Source organism: Paenibacillus radicibacter, from assembly GCF_024721995.1.
GTDB lineage: Bacteria > Bacillota > Bacilli > Paenibacillales > NBRC-103111 > Paenibacillus_AM > Paenibacillus_AM radicibacter.
On record NZ_JANQBC010000001.1, the window covers coordinates 379,979 to 402,802 of the forward strand.

Genomic DNA, 22,824 nt, shown 5'->3' on the forward strand with positions numbered 1-22,824 from the left:
TCTCCTTTTTTTACTCTATTAATGGTTCAAACTTATCTTCCCCATCTAATTCGTATAAACTTTCAAGTAAATCATTTAGAAATATTTACACAATAAAACTCGAATTTCAATGCCTATTCTTCCTAACAAAATATGTTTTATATCCTTCATTACTTATTTCTAATAAGTTCAACTGGAGCCCAAAACAGCAGCCCCCATCTATTCCAATCTTGTCCTCTCCAAACCAAATTTCTTCTTTGTCATGTATCTTTATTGTTGGTGTATGACCAAACACAACTTTCTTGTCTAAGCTAGTTTTACATTTTATGAAGATGTCTCTTATCCAAATAAAATCATCTTCGCTCTGCTTTCTCCAATCTGCATAAAAAGGATTGATTCCTGCATGCACAAATATGTTGTTATCATCTTCATGATAATATGGCAACCTCTTTAAAAACTCTATATGTCCACTATAATGCTTTTTTATAAACTTTTTTGCTGCTATGTATCGCTCTTCATTAAATCCTTCTTCAAACCAATTTAGTCCACAATAACTTTCTATTTTTGCAAACCACCATTGAGTAGAAAGTTGCTATCATCATCTTCAAGAATTGATTCAACGAACATTTGATCATGATTTCCTTTTAATACTATTGCTCCACACTCTTCATTGAGATACTTTATTAGTTCAATGACTTTCTTACTATTCTTACCCCTGTCACAATAGTCTCCAAGTAGAATCAGTTGATCTTCCTTGTGATTATAGAATACTTTTCCTAACAGCCTAATGAATTCATCATAGCAACCATGAATATCTGAAATAACTAATCTTCGTTTTATTTGCATTCACCCCATTCCCTTTATCCCAAGTAGATTTACAATCTTTTCTGTTTGATATATTACTTTTACCTTTTCTGAATCAATTATCTCCTTCAATACAATTTGATCGAATTTACATTTTTCATTATTAATCAAATATATTTCTCCAAACCTAGCTTGAATTCCTCTAATATCTCCATTATCAAAGCATTTTTCAATAAACAACCTTGCTGTTTCAGATACGATCATTCGATGTTCCTCTCTATGTTCTTAACGATTGAACTATTACTACACTAAGATTTATCATTGCGTGAGCTATTATTGTTACGTAAATTGTTTTAGATTTGTTGAAGTAGAAGCAGAAGACCACACCAACTGCGAAATAACCCAGAAACCCATTCATACTGAAATGAAACAATGCGAATAACAACGAACTGAATGTTGCTGCAAAATACGAGAAGTCATTGTATCGCTTTTGAAGTTCTCCATAGATTATTTTTCGGAACACGATTTCCTCTAAGACTGGAGCGACTAAAACAGTATAAACCGACATTACTGGAATAAATGTCATTGCCTTCATTGATAGATTCGGTTCAGGAGAAAGTAAGAAGTTGCAAATACCTTGAGAAATAATAGCTACAGCAAAAGCATAGTACGACAGTTCGAGATTTGCTGTGTTGAGTAAGATTAAATTAAAGTCGGTAGTCCTTATCTCTTCTTTAAGCAAGTATAAGATTAAAAGTAAAGTAATCAGAGGAGTAAGAACTATGGTGTATTTGTTTTGAAATAAGTATGAAACAAGCATGAATCCGAAATAATAAAAAACTATGTATTGATATTTTTTATTTATAGACTTTCCTCCTTAATAAAAAAATAGGTTTAGCAGTTATTTCCTCTTCTGCTAAACCTAGTGTATATCTATTAATTTGTTATGTCAATATCATTTTTTATTATTTCATTTTATCCCACATCGTTGGAACCTTTTTACCAACAGTGTTTTGAATTAGCTCATATAGAGATGTGTTTTCATTGCTAGAAAATCCTTTATCATTAGCTAACTTTTTCAGTTCATTGATTGTGTACCTTTTGTCTCTTAGTGTTCTCATTGCCTTTTCCCACATGACTGTATGCGAACCATGATAGTCCATCAGGTTCTCCCATTTATCTTTGTCTAACTCTAAGCAGCATTCCCACATATCATTAACAATTTCGATAGTAGCTCCTTGTGCTCCTTGTTCCCACAATCGCTGTCTAAACACATTCTTTGCTAAAGCTTCCTCACTAAACTCAAAAATGAATGGTGGCATGATATAGCCAACTGGTAATTCTGAACGAGCTGATTGCAATTGCTCTTTTACTTCAGGTGTTTGGTCACCTTTACCACATACATTGATAACATCCAAGATCCTTTGCCAATTTCGTGAAACATAGCCTTCTTTATCTTTTGTTTCAACAGGTACTTCAATACCATAAGGAAGATTAGCTCTTTGTCCTGCGGCAATTCTCGTATTCCGTCCAACAGAATATGTAACTAAATGATCGTAATTCGGTTTACCAACACCGACATACAGAAAAGATACGGACTCACCTCTAATTGGTTCATAGGAGTGATGTGACTTAACCATCTTATTAGAAAATCTATCTGTGTTTTTCATGTCATTGTATCTGCCAAGATAAGCTGCTGCTTTGAATGCTGAGAATAACTTAGAAGTGTCAGTAGATCTAAAAGCAATAACTCTTCCTTTCTGAATAACTTTAGTTCCTGTTAGTGCTTCTAGCTCCTGTAACGCTGATTCTAAATAGTTAAGATCATCGTTGACCCAATCCCCTAGAATTACTCTCTCTGATTTAATAAGTTCATCATGATTTAGTTTAAACATGCTGTATTCTCCCTTTACGATCTAATATGTATTTTGAATCTAACTTGTCTTTATTTAGATTATTCAACTACAGTCCAATCTTCTGCTAACATATCCGTCTGGGAGGCAAGCCAACCTACTACAATACTTCCGTCTGCTGCTTTCATATCTATATGCCCATTAATTTTCACTTTATCGGCAATACTCTTTTTTGTGAAACCAACATGTTTTTGTGCAGCTCCACGCAAATCCGCAGGGGAAACATCAGATCCTTCAACATGATAAATAAACATTCCTTTACCATTCCAACTTTCTCGCGCAACCTTCTTACCTTCCTTTAAAGCTTCCAATGCTTGTCCAAAATTCATTTAACATTCTCCTTTTCAAATAAAATATCGCAAATCTTATTCAAATACCTGTCAAACATCATGTTTCCAAACCCATAAGCATCCTTTTCAGTCCATTGCTGAATGTAACCATCCCCTTCAGAGACGTAAGCCATTCTTCCTTTGCACCATTTAAAAGGATTATTGACTCGTTGATAACTATGTCTAATTTCATGATATAGAGTACTTATTGTATGAAATAGTATAAGATATGAATCCTCTTCCCTGCACTTTAATTTAATGTTATACATAAGGATAATTATTTTGTCATTTTTGTCTGTAAATGCTCCATTTATATGGCTGTTGAAAAGTATTTCTTTTAGTTCTTTAAAAGTCCATTTGAGTCTAAATCGCAGTAAATCAATTAGTATATGAATTTTATTGTCATAGATAATGATCTCTGTTTTTAGTTTCAAGTACTTCTTATTCAGCAAATTGATACAATCGATAACCTGATTTGTTTTAATTAATTTTGATTTATTGATTACTTTTAAGGTGAGTCACCTCCTTCCCACTCATACTCTTGTGAGTAGCTTATTTAATTAGTCCCTGTAGAACCGATACCATTACGATCAGGATTACCTAATTGTTTTACTTCAAGAAATTCAACATCTTCCATCTTCTTGTTGATGCGAAATTGACAAATACGTTCACCCTTCTTGATTACAGTTTCTCGCATTGCTAATGCAGGAAAATGCCATTGGTCGTTATCACCACAGTAAGACTCATCAATAACGCCGTATGAATTAGTTTGTAGAATTCCAAAATTTTTAAATGTGCTTGAGCGTGGTACAACATTTGCTTCATATCCTTCAGGTAATTCCATTGCAATTCCTAACGGGATTAATTTGTATTCAAATTGCTTTAGTTCAATATCAGTCGCAGAACGTAAATCCACCCAATCACCGATTTCGATTTTACTGATATTTTCTAATGTTTCATCGAAGTATTTAATTTTGATTTGTTTCATATATACTCTCCTATTATTAAATTTTGCTTAATTAAATTCATTTGTTTTAAAGGAGAGATTCAAAACTCTCCTTCTTAGTACCAATTTTGACTTGCTCGTTCATTCAGATATGTAAAATCTTCATCTCTTAATGCCTCAACCTTGCCTTTTTGATATCCAGAACCTTTGGTCGAAAAGAAGTCGTTCGTACTCGTTTCTGTTCGAATTCCATTGAGAACAATTGCATTTACTTCTTCTGATTCAAATTGTGGCTCAAGTCCTAAATTCATCATTGCTTTATTAGCGTTATAACGAATATATTTTTTAACTTCATGTGTCAAACCGATTGCATCATACAACTTCTCTGTATATTCCAATTCATTCTTGTACAGATCCATAAGAAACTCTTGAACAAATTTATCAGCTGCACCTTGATCCTCATTGGACATTTTTCGATATACTTCCTGAGCAAGCAATCCAACGAACACGCCATGCACACTCTCGTCACGAATGATCAACTTAATAATCTCACCACTCGCAACCATTTTACCTTGACCAGCAAGGAACAGCGGATAGAAGAATCCAGAATAGAATAAAAATGACTCTAAAAACACAGAAGCAACAAGTGCCCTATATAAACTTAAATTGTCTCCATCAACAATTCCTGTATACTTTTCATTAATCTTCGACACCTTACGTTGCAAATGCTTATCTTTTTTAACCCATTCAAACGTTTCATTAATCATTTCTGTACTAGCGACTGTAGTAAAGATTGTACTGTAACTCTTGGCGTGTACCTCTTCCATTGCAGCTTGAAATATTAGAACAGCTTTCTTCTGCTTTTCTTTAATGTGCTGTGCGATCATTGGCATTCCAACATTACCTTGCTCTGTGTCTAGTAATGTTAAACCACCTAATACCTTCATAAACGTGTCTTTCTCGATTTCACTTAACTTACTCCATGATTTCATATCTTTAGATACAGGGATTTCCGTATCTAACCAAAACTGAGATGTATTTTGTGACCAAAGTAATTCCGTATAATCTGATTCTGGAGAGTTCCAGTTAACAGCTTCGAATGTTTTCATTTATTTACTCCTTTACACACTGCAAGAGATGCACTCTTCAATTGTCTTTTTCTTGGTTCGAGTATAGTACAACGTTTTTAAACCCTTCTTCTGTGCGTAGATGTAGTATTTTGATAAATCTCTAGTTGTTAAATCATCCTTTACATAAAGGATTGTTGAAATAGCTTGGTCTACGTGCTGTTGTGCTTCAGCTACCAAATCAATTAAGTTAAACATATCCATGTCATATGCTTCTTTGTAGAAGAAGAAATTCTCTCCGCTTAAATAAGGCATCGGATAGATTGTCTTCGAATCCCCATATTCACGTTCTTCGATCTTCTGTGTAATAGGTGCAATAGATGCAGTTGAAGATTGTAGATAAGAAATCGAGCCAGTTGGTGCAACGCAGAGGCGATATGCATGATACAATCCAAACTCAGCTACTTCTTCCATTAGACGTTTCCAATCTTCAATAGTAGGAATATCTGTCCAATCAAATAATTTCTTCACCTTATCTGTTTTAGGAGAATAATCATTCACCAAGTATTTAGTAAAATAGTTACCATTCGCATATTCGCTTCTCTCAAAATCCTTGAAAGTCTCATTACGTTCTTTGGCGATAAGCATTGAACGTTCTAGGGAGTAGTAGTTCATCATCATAAAGAAGGTTCGAACAAAGTCTTTAGCCTCAACAGATTCGTATTGAGTTTTGTTTGTCGCTAAGTACCCATGTAAATTCATTGCACCAAGACCTACAGAGTGCAGTTCACGATTTGCCTTTGCTACTCCCGGAGCATTGGCTATATTAGTTTTGTTACTTACAATAGTAAGAGCATCCATTGCATTATGTATTGTCTCTCTCATTCGTTTATTCTTCATGACATTTACAATATTTAAAGAACCAAGATTACATGAAATATCTCTACCAATAATGTCTTCTTTGCCATAATCAGTAATCGTTGATACTTCACTCAACATTGAAATTTCAGAACAGAGATTAGAAAATTTTACCATATTTATTTCTTTTAAAGCATGACATTCATTTGCATTATCAACGAACATTATGTACGGATAACCTGATTCCATCTGGGTTTGTGCAATCTTTGTCATTAAATCTCTCGCAGCGATTTTTTTCTTACGCACATTCGGATTGTTCACTAACTCATCATACATCTCACTGATATCCATATCATCGAGATGAACTCCATATTCCTTATACACAGTAAGAGGATAGAATAAGTACATATCTTTATCTTTTTCCACAAGTTCGAAAAATTTATTAGGTGCAACTACGCCGAGGGACAATGTTTTGATCCGTGTTTTTTCATCGGCATTGATTTTTTTTGTATCCAAGAATGATTCAATGTCTGAATGAAATACGTTTAAATATGCAGATCCTGAACCATCCCTCTGACCAAGCTGATTAGCGTAAGAGAATGCATCTTCAAGCAACTTCATTACTGGTAACACACCACTTGCGCGACCTTCAATCCCTTTAATAGCTTCGTCTGCGCCTCTTATTTTACTAAGATTAAGGCTGACTCCCCCACCTAACTTACTGAGTTGCAAAGCTTGATTAATGGCAAATGATATATCGTTCATTGAGTCGTTAACCTCTAGTAAAAAGCAGCTAACTAACTCCCCTCGTTGCTTACGTCCTGCACTAAGCATTGATGGCGTGGCAGGTTGATACTCCTGTGAAATAAGAATATCTGCTTGTCGCATTGCTTTGTTAATATCACCATCACCTAGAAATAAAGCAACAACTGATACTCGATCCTCATAACGCTCTAAGAATTTTGTTCCATCCTTAGTTTTTAGAGAGTAATTGTTATAGAACTTAAACGCACTCATAAAAGACGGAAATCTGAATTTCTTCGAGTAAACAAATTTGAATAATCTCTTTACGTCACTAAACTTGTACTTATCAAATAATTCTTTCTCGTAGTAATCATTTTCGATTAAGTAATCAATCTTTTCTTCTAAATCATGAAAGAATACTGTGTTCTGATTTACATAATCAACAAAGTAACTCTTAACTGCTTCTTTGTCCTTTTCAAACTGAAACTGTCCATCTTTCTTAACCATAATCTCATTGTTGAGTTGAATCCACTTCTGTACTGACAAGTTTTAATACCTCCTGTTTAAATACCTCTACGTCTTTTGATGTACCAGATAATTCGAACCTATGTATAATTGGAACGGAGTATAATTCTGCAATTATAACTGCGGCTATCGAGTATCTACTTCCCCAGTTCATGTTTCCACTAGATGCGACACCCATTAAATTCAATTTATTTAATTTCAAAAATTCCTGTGTTGTTTCTGGAATCTTACCAAATCCTGTTGTGTAAGTGATTAATACATATGGCTCTTCTACTAATAAATTATTATGTATTTTTGTATTTCTAACATTTAACTTATCTACAAACCTCTTAACATTTCCAGTCTTACTATCGTATACAACTAACAGGAAGCTCCACTCTTTTCATTGATTAAATAATTCCTTGCAATACTCGCATTTGCCCACATAACAGAATCCTCTAGCTCTGTCATTGCTTTGGATTTCTCACGACTATTTGGACACAACTCATCAATCAAATAAGCCAATTCTTTAGCCTTTTCTCTTATTGCACTATACTTCTCTGCTTGCCCTTCTTTTGGTGAATGATACATAAAGTTATTCTCAATGGTTGGATTAATACTAATCACCTCCTTTTATTCTTATGAAATCGTAGTTTCATTGCTTTTCATACCACATCGTCATGCACTATTTAAGCTTCATCTTCATTTTCATACATCTTATAGGCATCTCCATACCCCTGCCAACTGTATACTCCACACCACTCAAGACACTCCAGAAAATAGTCTCTATCTAGTAAAGCTTCGTACTTCTCTTTAGGAATTGTTACCATCTCTTGATTCGGCATTTTTTGCTCACCCCTTGCCTATTATTTTTCACTTCTTAATAAGAGCCACTAACCCATTTACTAAGACACCTAGTAATAAAAACGTACCTAGCCAATGCCAAAAATCTTGAAAGATAAATTCTAAAACTTTTATCTAAATCACCACCAACCTTGATAAAATACAACTAACAATAACATTTTTCATTTTATCACATCATCAAAAGCAACAATTTCAAACTCAACTAATTAACTCTCTACCAAATATCTTAAGCTTCACTGAATAATCCTATTAGTAAAGCACCTACCCCACCTAGAATAATTGCTGCAAGTAATCCCAAAATGAAGCTACCTCAATCAAACGTTTGAAAAATGTCTCCCATGCAATCTTTCCCTCTCCTTTCCACTTAAAACGAGAATTTTATGGCAGCTCCGAAATCATATATTCAGTTTTACTGAATCCAAAATTTTCAATTAAGTATGCATCAATGTCTTCTAGATAGCAATTTGCGACACTCGCTTGTTTCACATATGTATCAAATTCTATTTGAGTCAGTTTTGCTGTATGAATTAAAACTTCTCCATTCTCTGGTTCAGCCCATTCACCTAAATTTAATCTTCGCACTTGATAAAAGTATGGCATTTCATCCTCCTTGTGATATTCGACTTTCACTCGTTCTACAACTCATTGCTAATCTCTTCAATCATCTTGTCGAAGTAATCAATTTTAGCTGCCTTAGCCTTATTAAACTGTTCCAAAATTTCAAGGCATTGATTCTTATATTTTTTGACACAATCTCTCTCGTTGAAGAAAATATTGAGTGATGTCCCAGTGTGAAATCTATAACCTGTATTGTCATATGGAGCAATAATCTGTGCCTTTACTTTTCCATTTTTATCGACTGGTTTAAAGTGATGTTCAGAATAGTAAACCCTCTTATTCTTTGGCAAGTCTTCATTGCTGCAAACAATAACTTTAACTGGTTTAATGTGACGGATAGCTTTATTATTGATATCCTTAAAACGATAATCACATATGTATACAAAATCCCCAACTACCAATTTATCTCTACATTCATGATAATGCATTTCACTATTCTCCCTGTTCAATAATATTAATTCAAGTTCTCTACTTACTATTAAAAGACTTCATTTTTGAAAAGGGGACTTTATCCCCTTATTCTTATTTCTTAACTGTTTCGTTTGTTGTAGTAGGTAGTTGAATCATAGGAGTATTTCCACCTGATACAGTAGGTAATCTGCCATCCCATTTCTTAGCAATTTCCATTTGAATTAATTCAGGAGTTAATGACTGTTTAAGAGTTTCGTTAGCCTTTGCTACCCCTTGAGCCTTGATTAGCTCGGAGTCAGCAACGCCTTTAGCTTCAATACGTTGTTTATCAGCAGTGGCTTCAGCTTGTTTCTTCTGAATTTCAAGTGTTGCTAATTGTTGTTGTGCGTTAACATTATCTTGGATAGCTTTCAATGTATTTTCATCCGGACGAATCTCACCAAATGCAAATGTCTCAATTGTAATTCCTTCTTTACCAAGAGCGGTAGTCAGTTCTTTTGAAACTTTCGCAGTAATCTCATCACGTTTTACACCATAGATTTCAAGAACTGGATATTCGGAAGTTACACTTTGTACAGTCGCTTGAACTGTATTTTTTAAGTAGCCACCTTCAATTGTGCTCACATTGGCTCCACGAAATTTAGTGAAGATGTGAGGTAGTTTTTCAGCATCCATATGATACGCATATCGCACATCAAGACTAACCTGCTTTCCTTCTTTGGTGGATACATTGAATGATTCATCTCCCTTAGATCCTTCATGAGGTGTTTTGGATAAAAAGACCGTTTCTGTCGATACTGGGTATTCAGTTACCTTTTTCCAAGGGGCAACTACGTGCCACCCTTGATTAAGTGTTTGTTCTTCAATTCCTCCATTCGTGTTGTAAACTACACCTGCAAATCCAGCTTCAATTTTAGTCACACTCATAAATCCAAAAATCACTCCAATGAATAGTAAAGCTCCTAGAAAGATACCGCCAATTGAAAATTTACTCATTAATATTTTTCTCCTCTTTTTTAATTGATTTTTTAAATGGTTCCGCGAACAATGAAATAATCTTCCCAACAAAATTGAACTTACTTGCCAAACATAACCACAGGAAAGCTATAAATATAATTAGTAGAAAGAAACCTACGTACAACGAATACATTTAATCTCCTCGCATTTAACAGTCTAGTTTTCCATTCCCCATGAAAGACGGATTTCATTTTCTTTAATCTAAAATACGTCCTGCTTTTCCATTTTTAACTTTTCTAGCTTTTGCGTATTTAGTCAGAGTGCTTCCACCACTCTTTTTATTCCCAGTGGGACGTAAGCTACCATATACTAAACCTGCTTTTTTGCAAAGATCCTTTAATTCTTTTTCTGCCACTGCACGAGAACCTGATAAATTGCTTACCAATTTTGCGTTACCTTTACTGTCTAATGCTAGTCCATAATATGTATTCATTTGTTTTTCTCCTCTTATGTATGTTTTATTTTAATTTACTACTCTATAGTCTTCTAAAAACAATTGACTAGATTTGCTAACTTTCCCCTTGAAACCCTTAAACTCGTTAAAGTTCAGAGTTCCTATCGCTTTAATTTCTTTCCCCATTATTTCTTCGCTAAAATAATGTTCGTTTGTTCTAAATTTCATTAATGATAATGAAGGAGTCATTTTCAATAATTCATCATCATCATAGAAATATGATCTACTCATTGGTGTACATGGGATCTTGACAGTATTTCGATCTTTTCCTAGTACATCTTTCTTCTGAGGACGAATATTTGAGATTAGAAATCTACCAGTTTCAAATCCTTTGCCACTGATTCGATAAAAGGACTCGATTTTTTTAATTAATCCTTCGTTCAATTCTTCAATATCAAATTCCATAATGTACTCTAACTCATTATTAATGGCTTGTAGATTTTCATTAAGATACCTTTGAACCTTATCCAGATCACAGCGTTTAAATCTAACTCCTCCAACAGAAGCATGTCCAGCAGCATACTCTACTTCTGGTATACTGTTTAAAAATGACCTTAAATCAAAATCATTATAGGCACGATAGCTTCCTGAATATGTATCATTCTCATCTTCAGATAAGACCATAATTGCCTTTTGTAACTCATTACAAAACTCACCTGCAACTAACCCCTTAAACCCTTTACCTATTTCATTATTGATGATAATAGAACATTTGTCTTTATCGTCTATTAAAGGTCGCAGCTCTTCAACATATTTAGCTTGAATTTTCTTACGCTCTTCATTCATTGCAATAACTTGCTTGGCTAATACTTTAGCTTTTTTAGGGTCTGTTTCAATTAATAGTTCAATTACTACTTCAATTTTATCCATTCTACATGCTGCATTAATGCAAGGAGATATTGAATAACTAATGTCAGATGATGACAATCCATTCAAGTCCTTTTTCATTTCAGATAAAAGACTTTTAATTCCTTCATTTTTCATACTTAACCCTTTGTAAACTATGTATCTATTCTCATACTCCATCAAACTCATTACATCCCCTGTTAATCCGATAGCAACAACATCATAATAATCTTCACTATGACTTGTTTTAAAGTACTCATCAAGTACTTGACATACTTTCCAAGCTACAACAGCAGCAGAGATCAACTTATTGGGATATTCACAACCTTTTTGTTGAGGATTTACAAGTGTACAATATGGATTCATTAAATCCTGCTCATGATGATCAATTACGATTACCTTGATATTATTATTTGTAATCCTCTTACAAGCCTCGACACTGTTAGTTGAGGAATCGATAATTATAAGCAAATCAGTGTCATCAGGTATCTTATCTTCTGTAACATCAATGGAATGTCCTTCTGATCTTTGAGAATGGATATAGAACACATTATCTGTGAATTTTTTTAAGTTGCTGTACATTAATGTGCCAGATGTAACTCCATCATTATCAATATCAATGTGAATTACAATTTTCATTTTATTCTTTATTGCTATGTATATTTCTTTAGCTGCTTTCTCAATGTTTTTTAGAAGATATGGACTATGCAACTCTTGACTGTCTGGAGTTGTGAATCTTTGCAAATCAGCAATTCCATGGATTGCAGCTAGTTTTCTTCCAATGCCATCAATATCACTATAGGGTAATTTTGGTGTCATTTGTAACCATTTCAGATATTTCACCTCCTCTTTGTTATTTATCTTGCTTTGCTAATATACTAAATGTATTAACAATAAGTCAATACTTTTATATTATTTATTTTATTTTTCAGGTGTCTTCACCCAAAATAATATTATGTATTATTATATGTATTATAGTTTTTTACTTTTTAAATCAATATGTTTTAGCTCTTCAATTCCAAACATAAAGCTTCCCAATAGTGCAGTTTCCTTTGAGCTCAATGTAAAGTCTGAATCCATATCATACGCCATACCCAAGCACCTATAAGCAATTTGGTGAAGTGTCTTAGTCTGTTGTTCATTCAACGAAAAATTGGTTTCAATTCTCTTACCTGCTTCAACCTCGATTACATTTTCAGTTATCATAGTACATCTCCCAATTATTTATTATTTGAATTTAATATGAAAACATATACTTATTGCTATGAGAAGCACAATAAAAGATTCATACCCTAATATTACTCAACTTTTTCAAAAACAAGTTCAATTTCCCAACCACACTTACAAGTCCTCTTGAAATGACCTGTGACACCATCAAAATGCATGCTTCCCTCATCTTCTCCTGTCTTCTCACTTCCACAAGACTCACAATTATTATATTTCTTCCCCAATTTAATGAATAGAAAAGTACTTGTTAGTTTTAATTTCCCGTATTTAAACTTCGACATTTTTTAGTTCTCCTTTTTATATTTAATCAAATCAAAAATAAATTTTGTTAGCCGTTTACAAATAACATTAATTTAAAAGAAAATATTCAGATGTTTTTAAACTTCTTTTTTACGCGTTTATAGCAATTATTTGCTAATTCACTCATAGATCCTATTAATGCCTCTTCTGTCTCAAAATACTTCATCTTTTTTGATAACGCTCGAAGTTTATGGATATCGAATTCTGGGATATAACTGTTGATATTCTCTTCCTCTGCTTCAAGCAAGTATTGTAGCATATGCAGTGTTAAAATATCTCTTTCAATTTGTTTCATATTGTATCCCTTTCAATAATAATAATTTGCAGTTTAATATATTTTATTTTCCAACCAAATAAATAAGCAACCTGCTAGAAACCACATTAGCTCCTTCCAAGAAAAAGAACGTTTTCTAAGGCAATATACGCCTACATATATCATTAATAACATAGAGTATAAGTAAAATACCCAAAACCAAAAGTTATTCATTATCTATTGCTCCATTCCAATAAAACTGTTATTTTATTGGACTACAAACTTATAACTTCCATCATCGACTTCGCTTGTGGGAACGTAATCCTTAAATCCATCTTCATATGTAACCTCGAAACACATTCTTTCTTTCAAATCCTTCTCATCAGGTTTTACATGGACTAATCCTGTGATCAGGGGAATATCACAATTTGGTCTCCGAAAGGCGTATGGATGTACTGGCTCAAGAAATACATAATTAATTTTCATTTTTAAACCACCTCATTTCAATTGAAATCGCTGTATCATTATCTTTCCATTTCCTCAATCTGTTTTTCATACTGTTCCCAATCGTATTCGTTAAAGCACTTCTTATAGCTGCTCAAATAATGCCCATCTCCATCAATAATGTCGTTCAATTCGATGGCAATTGTGCTTTCAAACATTGTCACTTGCATACCACCTTCATCAAAAGGATGGGAACCTACAATTTCAGCAAATTCAGATAAACTATTGAAATATACATGCACATAAGCGTAAACTGTTTTATTTCTATTAAATTCTTTTGTATAAAGACCAGTTTCATTTTCTTTTAGAAAATCGTATAAATCAGCATTAACTTCCATTTACACCATCCGTTCTTAACCTCACTGAAATCTTCAGTGTGGAAAGGTCATATTCACGTTCACTCAACTCTTTAATCCACTCTTTGAACGAATCTCTACCACCAACAAAGTCACTCGTAAGAAAACCATCATGACTATTGGGATAATGAATTATCCAGTCTTTTTCGAGCTTACTCCATCTCACTCTAATGCCATCCTCATTCTTCATCTACTTTCCTCCTGCTTTTATAGTAAAGTAAACTTGGCTCGCCAATATCATTAAGACAGTTGTAAAATATCCTTCTCGCTTTATCATCTACCATGTTGTTATGTACAAAATTCATTTTGCTGTATTGTCTTGGTTTTGGATTATCTCGTTCATGATCCTGAACACCTTCTCTTTTCAACTGCTGCTGAAACTTTTCAGATAGACACCATTTCAACCCTCCCCAGCTAATCCATTTGGAGTGCGACATCTCAACCTTCTCAATGGTTGTTAAGGATTTTCTATTATCCCAACAATATTCATCAAGTTGCATCATCCAAGGTTTATGCGAATCTCCAAACATCACCACAAGTTCATTCGAGAATGTTACTCACACAATCATTCTATGTATCCCAGCTCTCTAGCAAGCTGCTGAATAGCCACCATGTCTTCTTCTGGATATGCCCAATGTGATCCGTGAAGTCCGCCGTATCCATGCTTCCCATTCGAATGAGTTCCTCTAATGATAAAGTATCTAAAATCATTAATTAACCCCCAAAGTGTTCCACCGTGACTGAAGCCCTTATCGAATCGTTCATATGGATAAACCTTAGCTCCAGTGTAATCATCTATATACCAAAGACTCTTTCCTTCTTGGACAAAGTGAGCATATCCATAGTGGTTAGGTTTATAAAAGAATTTTCTTCCACGATTACCAATCTCCATAATGATTCGATTCACAATAGCAATTCGTTCTTGTCTTTCTTCCAACTTTTTAGACACTTATATTCCTCCCCACTTCCCATTGAAAATCGTATTTCATGATAATATTTTGTTATGTGATTACCACCTCAGTAGCCATCATTCATACTTTAGATTATTATTTACAAAGCACTCTCTTCCGAATTTCTGATAAAGTCTCATCTCGAACTAACACTCCATCTACAAAAACATCTTCTAATTGATCAATCGCAGCAAAATTTTCATCATAGGTGTGCTTTTCCAAACCATCAACTACTGTTAATTCACCATTTACTCTAACTACAGCAACACGCCCACGCTGACTACGTTTAGTTCCATCATCTGTCTTAGGGTCTTTAAAGAGCATTCTTTCTTCGCCATTAATCAATGCATATGTTGCTTTCATAGCAAAGCCAAGAGTATCACGGGTTACGTGTTGATATGTATAACTTCCAATACCTAAAACAATATTCGTACTTGCAAATCCCTTTGCTTCAAGTCTTTCAACAATTTGTTCAGCTCGATCAAGTGTGATTGAGTCCCCATAAATTGCACCAATATGTGTATCTAACACTTTATATCCTTGTTCTGATAAAGTACCTCCAAAAATATCCCATAAACACTCAATTAGCCCTTTGCGTTCTAGTTCAGTTTCTCCGTCTGGGTTTCCTGTGATAATAAGAACTGGATCTCCACTATCAGGACGAATTACAACTCTCCCATCACGATTCATAATCTCATCTTTTAAGCGTGGTAAGATATCTCCAACTACTGCCCAAAAATCATATGTATCAGATACTACACTAAAAAATCCATTGGGATAAATCTCTGTGATTAGTCGCTTATACATTTCAAACTCATCCCGACTATCTGGATCTGTACTAGCGCTCATTACACTATGCTCTGTTGCTGGAATCGAAGTTCCCACTAGCTCCTTTTCAATATTTGCATTATAGTATGCCTCGTGGTATGCAATAGCTGGAATTGTATCTGTTCCAGTGAATGATAACAAATGTCCTGCCCCACTAACAGCTCCACCATCTAAGCCAACCATTCCCCGTGCAGAAAAGTCATGCCCTTGGAAACCAACACTATCTGTGCCCCCAGTCGTTTTTAAAGCGTACTCGTCCAATAGCTTACGGTATTGATATGCTGTCGTTGCTGAAGTCATAGGTTGCCAGATTTCAGCAGAGATTAATGTCTCTAAATAGTTCGTCAACCAATAAAATTCAGGACGAGAGTCAGGCATTGTATTCTCAATTGTCAGCACAGGAACCTTAATAGGTGATTTACTACCCTCTTTTAATGCTTTGATTCTAACAGGTAAATAACCTAGATCGTGTAATGCTTCAATATGAGCTGTGTCTGGATTAGGTATAGCAGCCGAATATCTAATAGTCCTTACATATTCCTGAACAACTTCTTCTTTCGTTCGATTAAAGAAGTGTGTGTTAAAGTAATCAATTAAGTATTTTTTAATGAATCCTTGAATCCCAAAAACTACAACTTTATCAGCTTGCGGAAAGTATTTTTTGCTACGAGGAGTAAATGTGGAATAGATTTGTTGAGTATTTTTAGGATACTGATTCTTATGAAACACTTTATAAAAATCACAAAGCAAACTTGCTGGATAAATTGTATTTGTCATTTTACAACACCTCTTCTAGTTCATAAATTTTTAATTGTTCTTTATACTTCAAGTTATCCCAATGATTTTGTTCAGAAACAATACTATTTGTGGTGAATACTTTGTTGATATGGTTAAAAAGCTCACCTTTGAAAATACTATTCTCTGCATGCGCAACTAGTAAGTAAACTTCATTAAATCCTTTGTCACGTAATGCTTTAGCACTTTTCACAAATGTGCCACCATAAGACGATAGATCATCAACAATGATAACTTTCTTTCCACTGCCTTTGAAATTTCCATGTAATGAGACTTCTTTAATTTCTCCTGATTGAAAATCTCTTTCTTTGTCACCAACAATCACATTTTTATATTTCATTTTACTGTATCTCTTACTAGCCCCTGCATCTGGGAACATAATGTAATCTTGTTCAATATCAAAATCAATTTCTCTAATTACTAATTTTAGCAATTCAAAATCAATATAGTTTGCTCTACAATTATTAAGTAAGGCGATTGATACATCTGAATGTGGCTCAACTAACTCAACACTGTAAAATTGTAATAGATTAATATATTCGGTTACATATTTAAGTGTGAAAGGCGAATCATTCTCGCTTCTATCCATTCTGCTATATGGCATGTACATAATAGTTAAACTACAAATCACTTTTAATGTATCTAGGTATTTTTTCAAAAACATAAGTTTAATTAGATCTCCGTCATTTTCATACTTAAATACAATTTTATTATGAGTCAGAATAATTAATCCTGATTGTTCTAATTTTGTTTCACCATTAGGAAACGATGTAAAAGTTACAACTTCATTATTTAATTTAATCAAAAGTTATACACCTCTCTTGGTTTTATCGATCTTTTCATAGATTGGAATGAAATCACTGTTTTATTGGTTCTTCTTTAGCTCCTCTAAATACTTCTCTTCATACTCAATCTCGGTGATTGGTTCAACAAGTCCCTTTGCTCTATCTTCTAAATTAAAATCAGCTTTATAAAAAATATCATTTTCACTTGTCACAAAGCTCTCTAACTTCTGACCTTGCAATCTCATTACACCGTAAGTAAAATTTATCAACCTCAAATCTTCAAAATCAGCTAAACCTTCATCACTAACTATTTTCTTATAGTTTTCTAGTATTTCTTTTGCTCGTTTTGAATTGTTTTTTAACTTACCGTCTTTATTAAATAATTTTTTGTTTTCAACTTTATTCATTTCATCAGTGTTAACCCATAATTCAGTTGCGTGTATAGCCATTTGAGTTACATTCTCATCTAGCAGCGCACCAACTCTAACCATGACATTTTTCCATAGTGGTTTTTTTGTAAAGTGCTTCTTAACTTTCTTATCATAGTTTGTTCCATGTTTAATCTTAAAACACTGATTCATCGTCTATTGCTCCTTATTTGTCATAATTTTTTTCAATAAGTAACTGTATTATTTCAAGTTCTACTAATTCATTTATCTGGATCTGGGTATTCAACCTCAACCTTAAAATCCTTATTTATCTTATTAATCAAGACATCAATTTGCATTTTAAAATCATCTTTATCTGTATGTTTATATTTTTCTTTTATATACTCCAAAATTACCTCCTTAGCCATTTCATGTAATTGATCCACATTGTCAATTATTGCTAGACATTCTGCAAAAGTTTTACCGCTAGACTTCCAAAGAAGCGCCCTTCTTGTTCTCGAAAAAATTTGCTCAGGAAGTTTAAACTTAACCTCAAGTATTAGATCCATATACCATTCATGATCAAACAGAATCAGTTTTGCTTCACCTTTAATTTTCAATTTTACAGCCCCCTTTCAAAAAACTTCAATCATACAAATAATCAATTATATATTGTCTATGTATCATGCAACTGCTAATGTATTGATGATACTTCCATACAGGTCTATTGGTTTGTCAAAATCCATCAATCCAAGTTCACGCACAATTTCCTTTAAATTTAATAAGATGAACTTATAATCCTCTAAGTCTAGATTTTCTTCTACATCTTCTCTTAATTTACTTTTATCAATTGCTATTCTATCAATATATATCTTATCATTTGAATAATCACGAACAGCAATAAATTCTTCCTCTATTTTTTCAATTGTTCGATTCAATACTTCCACAGAAGTTTCTTTTAATACCATCAAATTACCTATTGCAAACACGTTTCTATTAAAACCAACAACTCTGCTAATCATATCTAGCAACATTAATGCTCTTTTTTCTTTAATGGATAATTCTGTATTCGTTAGAGTAGCTTTTATGCTTGTCTTTTCTGTTAATTCAGAGATATGAACGATGTTTTGTTCCCATCCCAACATTTCTAAAACACTGCTTTCAAATTTGTTACGTGACACAATTACTCTCAAACCATAATGTTGCGCAATTTTAAATTTTGCTTCTTGCTCCAACACTTCATCAAATCCCAACCAAAACACAGGTTCTTCGTCAAAGTGAATGTGTTGACCTTTTCTTTCTTCTAACTGATCTTCGTTAATCTCATGCTTTTCAGTCCACCCAACACTTCCAGAACTTCCACTATGATGAACTAAGCCTTTTGCTTCTGGTGCTTTTACTTTCACATCGCTTTCAATTAATACTTCTTCAAAATGAGACTCTGATTGTTTTGCTGCTTGAGACTTAATGAACACCTCATAATCATTCAAAGTTTTAATGTCTCCACTCTGTCTCTTTGCTAGAGCAATTCCAGTTAAGTATTTCGCGTCACATTCATTCTCTGTTTTAAGCAGCAAGAACGTCATTTCGTTTTTCAATTTATTTTTATCGGCATAATTAGATATAGCGTCAATATGACGTTCAATGTCATTTTGATTACCTTGAATAACACTCTCATTCGCTAACTTTTCTAGGTATTTTTTAATAATCATTACAAAATCATTGTACTTACTATCTCTAACAATATCTTTCCGATCAGGCGCTGTTAAATTTAGAGCCTTATCCGTTATATGCAAATCACCTTTCGCATAATAGAAACCCTCTAGCTTGGTTACGTATCTACCCTTATAAAACACTTTGAGATCTTGACTAAAACCAGCGTTAAGTGCAATCCAACCTTTAAATGATGGTTCGTTTTCAATTTTACTTAAAAATACACTACCATCACCCTCAGTCAATTCTTTCTTAAGTTGCAATTTGCCATCACAATATATGTCTAGTTCATGTATGTACTTACCTAAAACCTCAACTCGTTCTCGAATCATATGTGATCCAATTTGGGTAAAGTCAAAATTCCTTAATATTAACTTGAATCCATTGTATGTATCTTTTACTTCGACTACTTCGATTTTCGTCTGATTGGTTTGGATCATATTTTCAACATTAAAGACAATATGTTTGTTGCCTGAGTACACTTCGATATAGTCACTAACTGTAATATTGCTGAAGAATCCCATTCCAAAAGGTGTTTCACTATTTTGAATATCTTCATCCCATTCTGATTCTGCAATTGAAAATAACGCTTGTGGATTTTCGAGTATCTTACCATCATTTTCAATTGATACAACTTTATTAGAATAATCAATAGTCACATTCACTCTTGTTGCTTTAGCCCTCTGAGCATTTTGAATGTCTTCGTCAAGAAAGGATAGCTTATCTTTAAATGTGCTTTGTCTGAGAAGTTTAAGCTGATTTATTACATTTACTTTTACTTCACACTCGTTCACCACAATATCCTCCTTATACATGTTGATTACACCAATACCTTATTATATGTATTATAGTACTCACTCTTTCGCTTCTCACTTATGTGTACGAATCTTGCTTCTGTGTCCTTCTTCATGTCAACAATTAAATTTCTATCAAGAATAAAATTCAAATGATGATATCGTACAACCATTCCATTGCCACCATCTATGTATTCAATCACTTTACCAAGTTCAACTGCTCTAAGAATTTTGAATTCAATCTCAGCAAATGAATCTGATTTCAATGTGCTTGAAGGACAAAGCTCAAAGTATTTTTCAATAACTTTTGTTGATACTTTCATGTCTCACTTCCTATAATTTATTTATTTTAATCTTTTACTTTTCTTCTTCAGTACCATACTATTTCCTCAGTTTTATCATTTTTGGTATCAATAGATTATAATTACTTTTTATTTTCTGTGATTTAAGAATCAAATTATATTCTTGTTCAATCACTCTCCTTCTCAAGTCACATTTTGGGCAGTAGATGTGTCCCACTCTTTCGAATTCTCCATCTAGTCCATGTGTATAATCTACCCATTCACTAACAATACCCAATCCATGCCATTCATGATCACAATTCAACTTCTTTCTTCTCCAAAACAGATATTTTCACCTCTATTTGTTTTCTTTATTTATAATATCAATCTATCATATTAGAATAAAAAATGCAATACTACTTTTGTAATATTGCATATAATGTGATTATTAATATTTTGAATAACCTATGAAAGAATGATTTTATCAGGAATTGATTGAGTAAATTGTTGCTTAAATAACTATATATCGCGGTTCCCCTCTAAAAACCTCTTTATTGTGCCACACTATGTATGATTCTTTTGGTTGGTACGTTTTAATATATTTCTACTTCTCTTCTTTCGACTGCAAATGGCACAAATCCTATTTTAACCTCAATCGGTTGATTCAAAGCTCTACTCAATAATATTGATTTTATTAGTGTCAAATGTAGATTAGACTTACCGTTTCTTCTTCCAAAACAACGCATTAAAATATGAATAATCTCCATCTGGATAGATAATCATCTAAACCCTCACTTCTAAATCAAAGTTCAATTGTATTAAGATCTCATAATCTTCGATATGTTTCTTGCTAACCATCATTGTACTGTGACATAAGCGCGCCAATATTTCTTAACGCCACTCAACCTTGGTTCCATCTGAAAAAATCTTATTTAAATCAGACATTTTCGCACAATCTACTCTGCCAGAATATCCGAAACTAAGGCTATCGTCGCACTCTTTAATCATCTCGTATATCTGTTTAGCTTGTTTTCTGTCTATCTTTCCTTCACAATCGCTCTGGTATAGAAAGTTAGCAACTTCTACTGTTACTACGTTTTGCTCAATGTATTCTTTCGTAATGGCATCATATTTTTCAAAAAACTCTTTCCTTTCTTCCCCAAATAAAAACATGACCGTTGAATCCGAGAGTAACAAGTAATGCTTATGAAACTCTATACCCACCTTTTCCGCTACCGTATTCCTAAATCTACCGAAGCCACCATAGCCCATGTCGCAACTATGTCTTTTTGAACTTATTGTTATCCCCATAAATCCTCATCCTTCCTGCACATAATGTGTCCTTCTGCACTACATCTTCAAAATGCGGTTTACAGTAAATCAGCGTATCCATCATATAGTTCATAATCATCATCAACCAACTTTAAATAATATTCAGAATTACCATTCCAATACTTTTCATTCCATAGTTTCACCATTTCTTCTCCAATGACTCTATTTACATTTTCCGCGAAAACAATTTCAGAAAATAAATCTCTATTGAAATTATCTTTCTTTACTATTTTCATAAGATAAGTCCTCCTTTCTATTGCATATTTTGTGTCTACTATTTTTCATCATTAATAGAAGTGCTTGATTCTTAATACAACTTCGCCTTTATTCAAACTCATTCTCATATACTTTTAGCGCTATTGTGGCTATATCTACACATCTAATATAGGCTTCTTCAACAGTACATAAAGGTTCAGGATCTAATAACCATCCATCTGAATTTGCGATACATTCCAAAGCATATTTCAACTGGTCAATTTTAACTGTTGAATTCAGATTGTCTCGACTCCCTTCCCTATCAAATGAAGATTTTATTTACACTTAAACATATCTAGCAATTCTTTATAGTCACTAATTACTGACTCTCTTCCTTGCTTTATGTATTGTCTTACAACATCAGCCTGACAGTTCAAACTTTTACCTTTAAATATGTCATTGAACTCATCAAATCCATTAGCATACTTAACTAGCTCAGGATTTTTATCTAAATACTCTACCCATAGCATCTTATACCATTGTGAAAGATAACTTAACTCATATGACTTACCGTTTAACTCAATGTGAGTTGGTTGCTTACCTTTTGCATCTCTCCAAGATGAAGGTGCATTATTGCCAAACCTCTTACACAGTTGATAGTGGTTTTCAATACTATCGTATTTACCCCAAGCTTTTACTTTCGCATAAAAAGCAGAGAATCGCTTATCACCTTTAGAAGAGCACTCCAATATTTTAATCGTTTGCAACCTCCTTTCCATTAAAATTTCT

36 protein-coding genes are annotated in these 22,824 nt (G+C 33.4%); all 36 read right to left on the reverse strand.

Features of this window, described 5'->3' with window-relative positions:
* Nucleotides 1-106: 106 nt before the first annotated feature.
* Nucleotides 107-424, reverse strand: coding sequence for a hypothetical protein (locus NV379_RS26010; RefSeq protein ID WP_308860235.1), 318 nt, complete (start codon nucleotides 422-424; stop codon nucleotides 107-109).
* Between the two features lie 113 nt (nucleotides 425-537).
* Nucleotides 538-825, reverse strand: a complete 288-nt coding sequence (locus NV379_RS26015) for a metallophosphoesterase (protein ID WP_308860236.1) — start codon at nucleotides 823-825, stop codon at nucleotides 538-540.
* On the reverse strand, nucleotides 826-1,047 hold the full coding sequence (locus NV379_RS01820; RefSeq protein WP_258205552.1) for a hypothetical protein: 222 nt from the start codon (nucleotides 1,045-1,047) through the stop codon (nucleotides 826-828).
* 13 nt (nucleotides 1,048-1,060) lie between these two features.
* Complete coding sequence (locus NV379_RS26150) at nucleotides 1,061-1,603, reverse strand: CPBP family intramembrane glutamic endopeptidase (protein ID WP_373426064.1); 543 nt, start codon at nucleotides 1,601-1,603, stop codon at nucleotides 1,061-1,063.
* Between the two features lie 145 nt (nucleotides 1,604-1,748).
* A complete protein-coding gene (locus NV379_RS01825; RefSeq protein ID WP_258205553.1) occupies nucleotides 1,749-2,678 on the reverse strand; it encodes a hypothetical protein in 930 nt (309 codons plus the stop codon).
* A 59-nt stretch (nucleotides 2,679-2,737) separates the two neighbouring features.
* Nucleotides 2,738-3,025, reverse strand: a complete 288-nt coding sequence (locus tag NV379_RS01830; protein ID WP_258205554.1) for a DUF2829 domain-containing protein — start codon at nucleotides 3,023-3,025, stop codon at nucleotides 2,738-2,740.
* On the reverse strand, nucleotides 3,022-3,459 hold the full coding sequence (locus NV379_RS01835; RefSeq protein ID WP_258205555.1) for a hypothetical protein: 438 nt from the start codon (nucleotides 3,457-3,459) through the stop codon (nucleotides 3,022-3,024). The genes NV379_RS01830 and NV379_RS01835 overlap by 4 nt, the downstream gene beginning before the upstream one ends.
* Nucleotides 3,460-3,581: 122 nt before the next feature.
* Complete coding sequence (locus NV379_RS01840; RefSeq protein WP_258205556.1) at nucleotides 3,582-4,013, reverse strand: dUTP diphosphatase; 432 nt, start codon at nucleotides 4,011-4,013, stop codon at nucleotides 3,582-3,584.
* A gap of 74 nt (nucleotides 4,014-4,087) precedes the next feature.
* Nucleotides 4,088-5,080 (reverse strand): class 1b ribonucleoside-diphosphate reductase subunit beta, encoded by a 993-nt coding sequence (gene nrdF / locus NV379_RS01845; RefSeq protein ID WP_258205557.1) that lies wholly within the window; start codon nucleotides 5,078-5,080, stop codon nucleotides 4,088-4,090.
* Between the two features lie 12 nt (nucleotides 5,081-5,092).
* Entirely contained in the window at nucleotides 5,093-7,147 is a 2,055-nt protein-coding gene (gene nrdE, locus NV379_RS01850; protein WP_258206196.1) for a class 1b ribonucleoside-diphosphate reductase subunit alpha, read from the reverse strand.
* A gap of 4 nt (nucleotides 7,148-7,151) precedes the next feature.
* On the reverse strand, nucleotides 7,152-7,532 hold the full coding sequence (nrdI, locus tag NV379_RS01855; protein ID WP_258206197.1) for a class Ib ribonucleoside-diphosphate reductase assembly flavoprotein NrdI: 381 nt from the start codon (nucleotides 7,530-7,532) through the stop codon (nucleotides 7,152-7,154).
* Nucleotides 7,526-7,762, reverse strand: coding sequence for an Acb2/Tad1 domain-containing protein (locus NV379_RS01860; protein WP_308860243.1), 237 nt, complete (start codon nucleotides 7,760-7,762; stop codon nucleotides 7,526-7,528). Before NV379_RS01860 ends, nrdI begins: the two co-directional genes overlap by 7 nt.
* Before the next feature lie 71 nt (nucleotides 7,763-7,833).
* Nucleotides 7,834-7,989, reverse strand: a complete 156-nt coding sequence (locus tag NV379_RS01865; protein WP_258205559.1) for a hypothetical protein — start codon at nucleotides 7,987-7,989, stop codon at nucleotides 7,834-7,836.
* Nucleotides 7,990-8,386: 397 nt separating this feature from the next.
* Nucleotides 8,387-8,638 (reverse strand): hypothetical protein, encoded by a 252-nt coding sequence (locus tag NV379_RS01870; RefSeq protein WP_258205560.1) that lies wholly within the window; start codon nucleotides 8,636-8,638, stop codon nucleotides 8,387-8,389.
* Nucleotides 8,639-8,643: 5 nt separating this feature from the next.
* Nucleotides 8,644-9,054 (reverse strand): hypothetical protein, encoded by a 411-nt coding sequence (locus NV379_RS01875; RefSeq protein ID WP_258205561.1) that lies wholly within the window; start codon nucleotides 9,052-9,054, stop codon nucleotides 8,644-8,646.
* A gap of 94 nt (nucleotides 9,055-9,148) precedes the next feature.
* Nucleotides 9,149-10,033 carry a prohibitin family protein gene (locus NV379_RS01880; protein ID WP_258205562.1) on the reverse strand — a complete coding sequence of 295 codons (885 nt, stop codon included), beginning with the start codon at nucleotides 10,031-10,033 and terminating at the stop codon, nucleotides 9,149-9,151.
* Between the two features lie 217 nt (nucleotides 10,034-10,250).
* Nucleotides 10,251-10,487 carry a hypothetical protein gene (locus tag NV379_RS01885; protein ID WP_258205563.1) on the reverse strand — a complete coding sequence of 79 codons (237 nt, stop codon included), beginning with the start codon at nucleotides 10,485-10,487 and terminating at the stop codon, nucleotides 10,251-10,253.
* A gap of 30 nt (nucleotides 10,488-10,517) precedes the next feature.
* The gene (locus NV379_RS01890; RefSeq protein ID WP_258205564.1) at nucleotides 10,518-12,173 is read right to left on the reverse strand and encodes a DHH family phosphoesterase; all 1,656 of its coding nucleotides are present in this window, start codon (nucleotides 12,171-12,173) and stop codon (nucleotides 10,518-10,520) included.
* Nucleotides 12,174-12,326: 153 nt separating this feature from the next.
* On the reverse strand, nucleotides 12,327-12,560 hold the full coding sequence (locus tag NV379_RS01895; RefSeq protein WP_258205565.1) for a hypothetical protein: 234 nt from the start codon (nucleotides 12,558-12,560) through the stop codon (nucleotides 12,327-12,329).
* 92 nt (nucleotides 12,561-12,652) lie between these two features.
* Nucleotides 12,653-12,862, reverse strand: a complete 210-nt coding sequence (locus NV379_RS01900) for a DUF3797 domain-containing protein (protein ID WP_258205566.1) — start codon at nucleotides 12,860-12,862, stop codon at nucleotides 12,653-12,655.
* An 86-nt stretch (nucleotides 12,863-12,948) separates the two neighbouring features.
* Complete coding sequence (locus NV379_RS01905; protein WP_258205567.1) at nucleotides 12,949-13,176, reverse strand: hypothetical protein; 228 nt, start codon at nucleotides 13,174-13,176, stop codon at nucleotides 12,949-12,951.
* Nucleotides 13,177-13,401: 225 nt separating this feature from the next.
* Nucleotides 13,402-13,620, reverse strand: a complete 219-nt coding sequence (locus tag NV379_RS01910) for a hypothetical protein (RefSeq protein WP_258205568.1) — start codon at nucleotides 13,618-13,620, stop codon at nucleotides 13,402-13,404.
* A 38-nt stretch (nucleotides 13,621-13,658) separates the two neighbouring features.
* Nucleotides 13,659-13,976 carry a hypothetical protein gene (locus NV379_RS01915; protein ID WP_258205569.1) on the reverse strand — a complete coding sequence of 106 codons (318 nt, stop codon included), beginning with the start codon at nucleotides 13,974-13,976 and terminating at the stop codon, nucleotides 13,659-13,661.
* Nucleotides 13,966-14,184 (reverse strand): hypothetical protein, encoded by a 219-nt coding sequence (locus NV379_RS01920; protein ID WP_258205570.1) that lies wholly within the window; start codon nucleotides 14,182-14,184, stop codon nucleotides 13,966-13,968. The genes NV379_RS01915 and NV379_RS01920 overlap by 11 nt, the downstream gene beginning before the upstream one ends.
* Complete coding sequence (locus tag NV379_RS01925) at nucleotides 14,174-14,524, reverse strand: spore protein H (protein ID WP_258205571.1); 351 nt, start codon at nucleotides 14,522-14,524, stop codon at nucleotides 14,174-14,176. Before NV379_RS01925 ends, NV379_RS01920 begins: the two co-directional genes overlap by 11 nt.
* 35 nt (nucleotides 14,525-14,559) lie before the next feature.
* Nucleotides 14,560-14,943 carry a YoqU family phage-derived protein gene (locus tag NV379_RS01930; protein WP_258205572.1) on the reverse strand — a complete coding sequence of 128 codons (384 nt, stop codon included), beginning with the start codon at nucleotides 14,941-14,943 and terminating at the stop codon, nucleotides 14,560-14,562.
* Nucleotides 14,944-15,040: 97 nt separating this feature from the next.
* Nucleotides 15,041-16,549: a nicotinate phosphoribosyltransferase gene (locus tag NV379_RS01935; RefSeq protein WP_258205573.1), complete on the reverse strand. Its 1,509-nt coding sequence runs from the start codon at nucleotides 16,547-16,549 to the stop codon at nucleotides 15,041-15,043.
* A gap of 1 nt (nucleotide 16,550) precedes the next feature.
* Entirely contained in the window at nucleotides 16,551-17,372 is an 822-nt protein-coding gene (locus tag NV379_RS01940; RefSeq protein ID WP_258205574.1) for a phosphoribosyltransferase family protein, read from the reverse strand.
* 60 nt (nucleotides 17,373-17,432) lie between these two features.
* Nucleotides 17,433-17,933, reverse strand: a complete 501-nt coding sequence (locus NV379_RS01945) for a hypothetical protein (protein WP_258205575.1) — start codon at nucleotides 17,931-17,933, stop codon at nucleotides 17,433-17,435.
* Between the two features lie 68 nt (nucleotides 17,934-18,001).
* A complete protein-coding gene (locus NV379_RS01950) occupies nucleotides 18,002-18,340 on the reverse strand; it encodes a hypothetical protein (protein ID WP_258205576.1) in 339 nt (112 codons plus the stop codon).
* 63 nt (nucleotides 18,341-18,403) lie between these two features.
* A complete protein-coding gene (locus tag NV379_RS01955; protein WP_258205577.1) occupies nucleotides 18,404-20,227 on the reverse strand; it encodes a hypothetical protein in 1,824 nt (607 codons plus the stop codon).
* 26 nt (nucleotides 20,228-20,253) lie between these two features.
* Entirely contained in the window at nucleotides 20,254-20,550 is a 297-nt protein-coding gene (locus NV379_RS01960) for a hypothetical protein (protein WP_258205578.1), read from the reverse strand.
* Nucleotides 20,551-21,101: 551 nt separating this feature from the next.
* On the reverse strand, nucleotides 21,102-21,275 hold the full coding sequence (locus tag NV379_RS01965) for a hypothetical protein (RefSeq protein WP_258205579.1): 174 nt from the start codon (nucleotides 21,273-21,275) through the stop codon (nucleotides 21,102-21,104).
* A gap of 124 nt (nucleotides 21,276-21,399) precedes the next feature.
* The gene (locus NV379_RS01970; RefSeq protein ID WP_258205580.1) at nucleotides 21,400-21,819 is read right to left on the reverse strand and encodes a hypothetical protein; all 420 of its coding nucleotides are present in this window, start codon (nucleotides 21,817-21,819) and stop codon (nucleotides 21,400-21,402) included.
* A gap of 59 nt (nucleotides 21,820-21,878) precedes the next feature.
* Nucleotides 21,879-22,076 carry a hypothetical protein gene (locus NV379_RS01975; protein ID WP_258205581.1) on the reverse strand — a complete coding sequence of 66 codons (198 nt, stop codon included), beginning with the start codon at nucleotides 22,074-22,076 and terminating at the stop codon, nucleotides 21,879-21,881.
* Between the two features lie 294 nt (nucleotides 22,077-22,370).
* Nucleotides 22,371-22,802, reverse strand: a complete 432-nt coding sequence (locus tag NV379_RS01980) for a DarT1-associated NADAR antitoxin family protein (RefSeq protein WP_258205582.1) — start codon at nucleotides 22,800-22,802, stop codon at nucleotides 22,371-22,373.
* Nucleotides 22,803-22,824 lie beyond the last annotated feature (22 nt).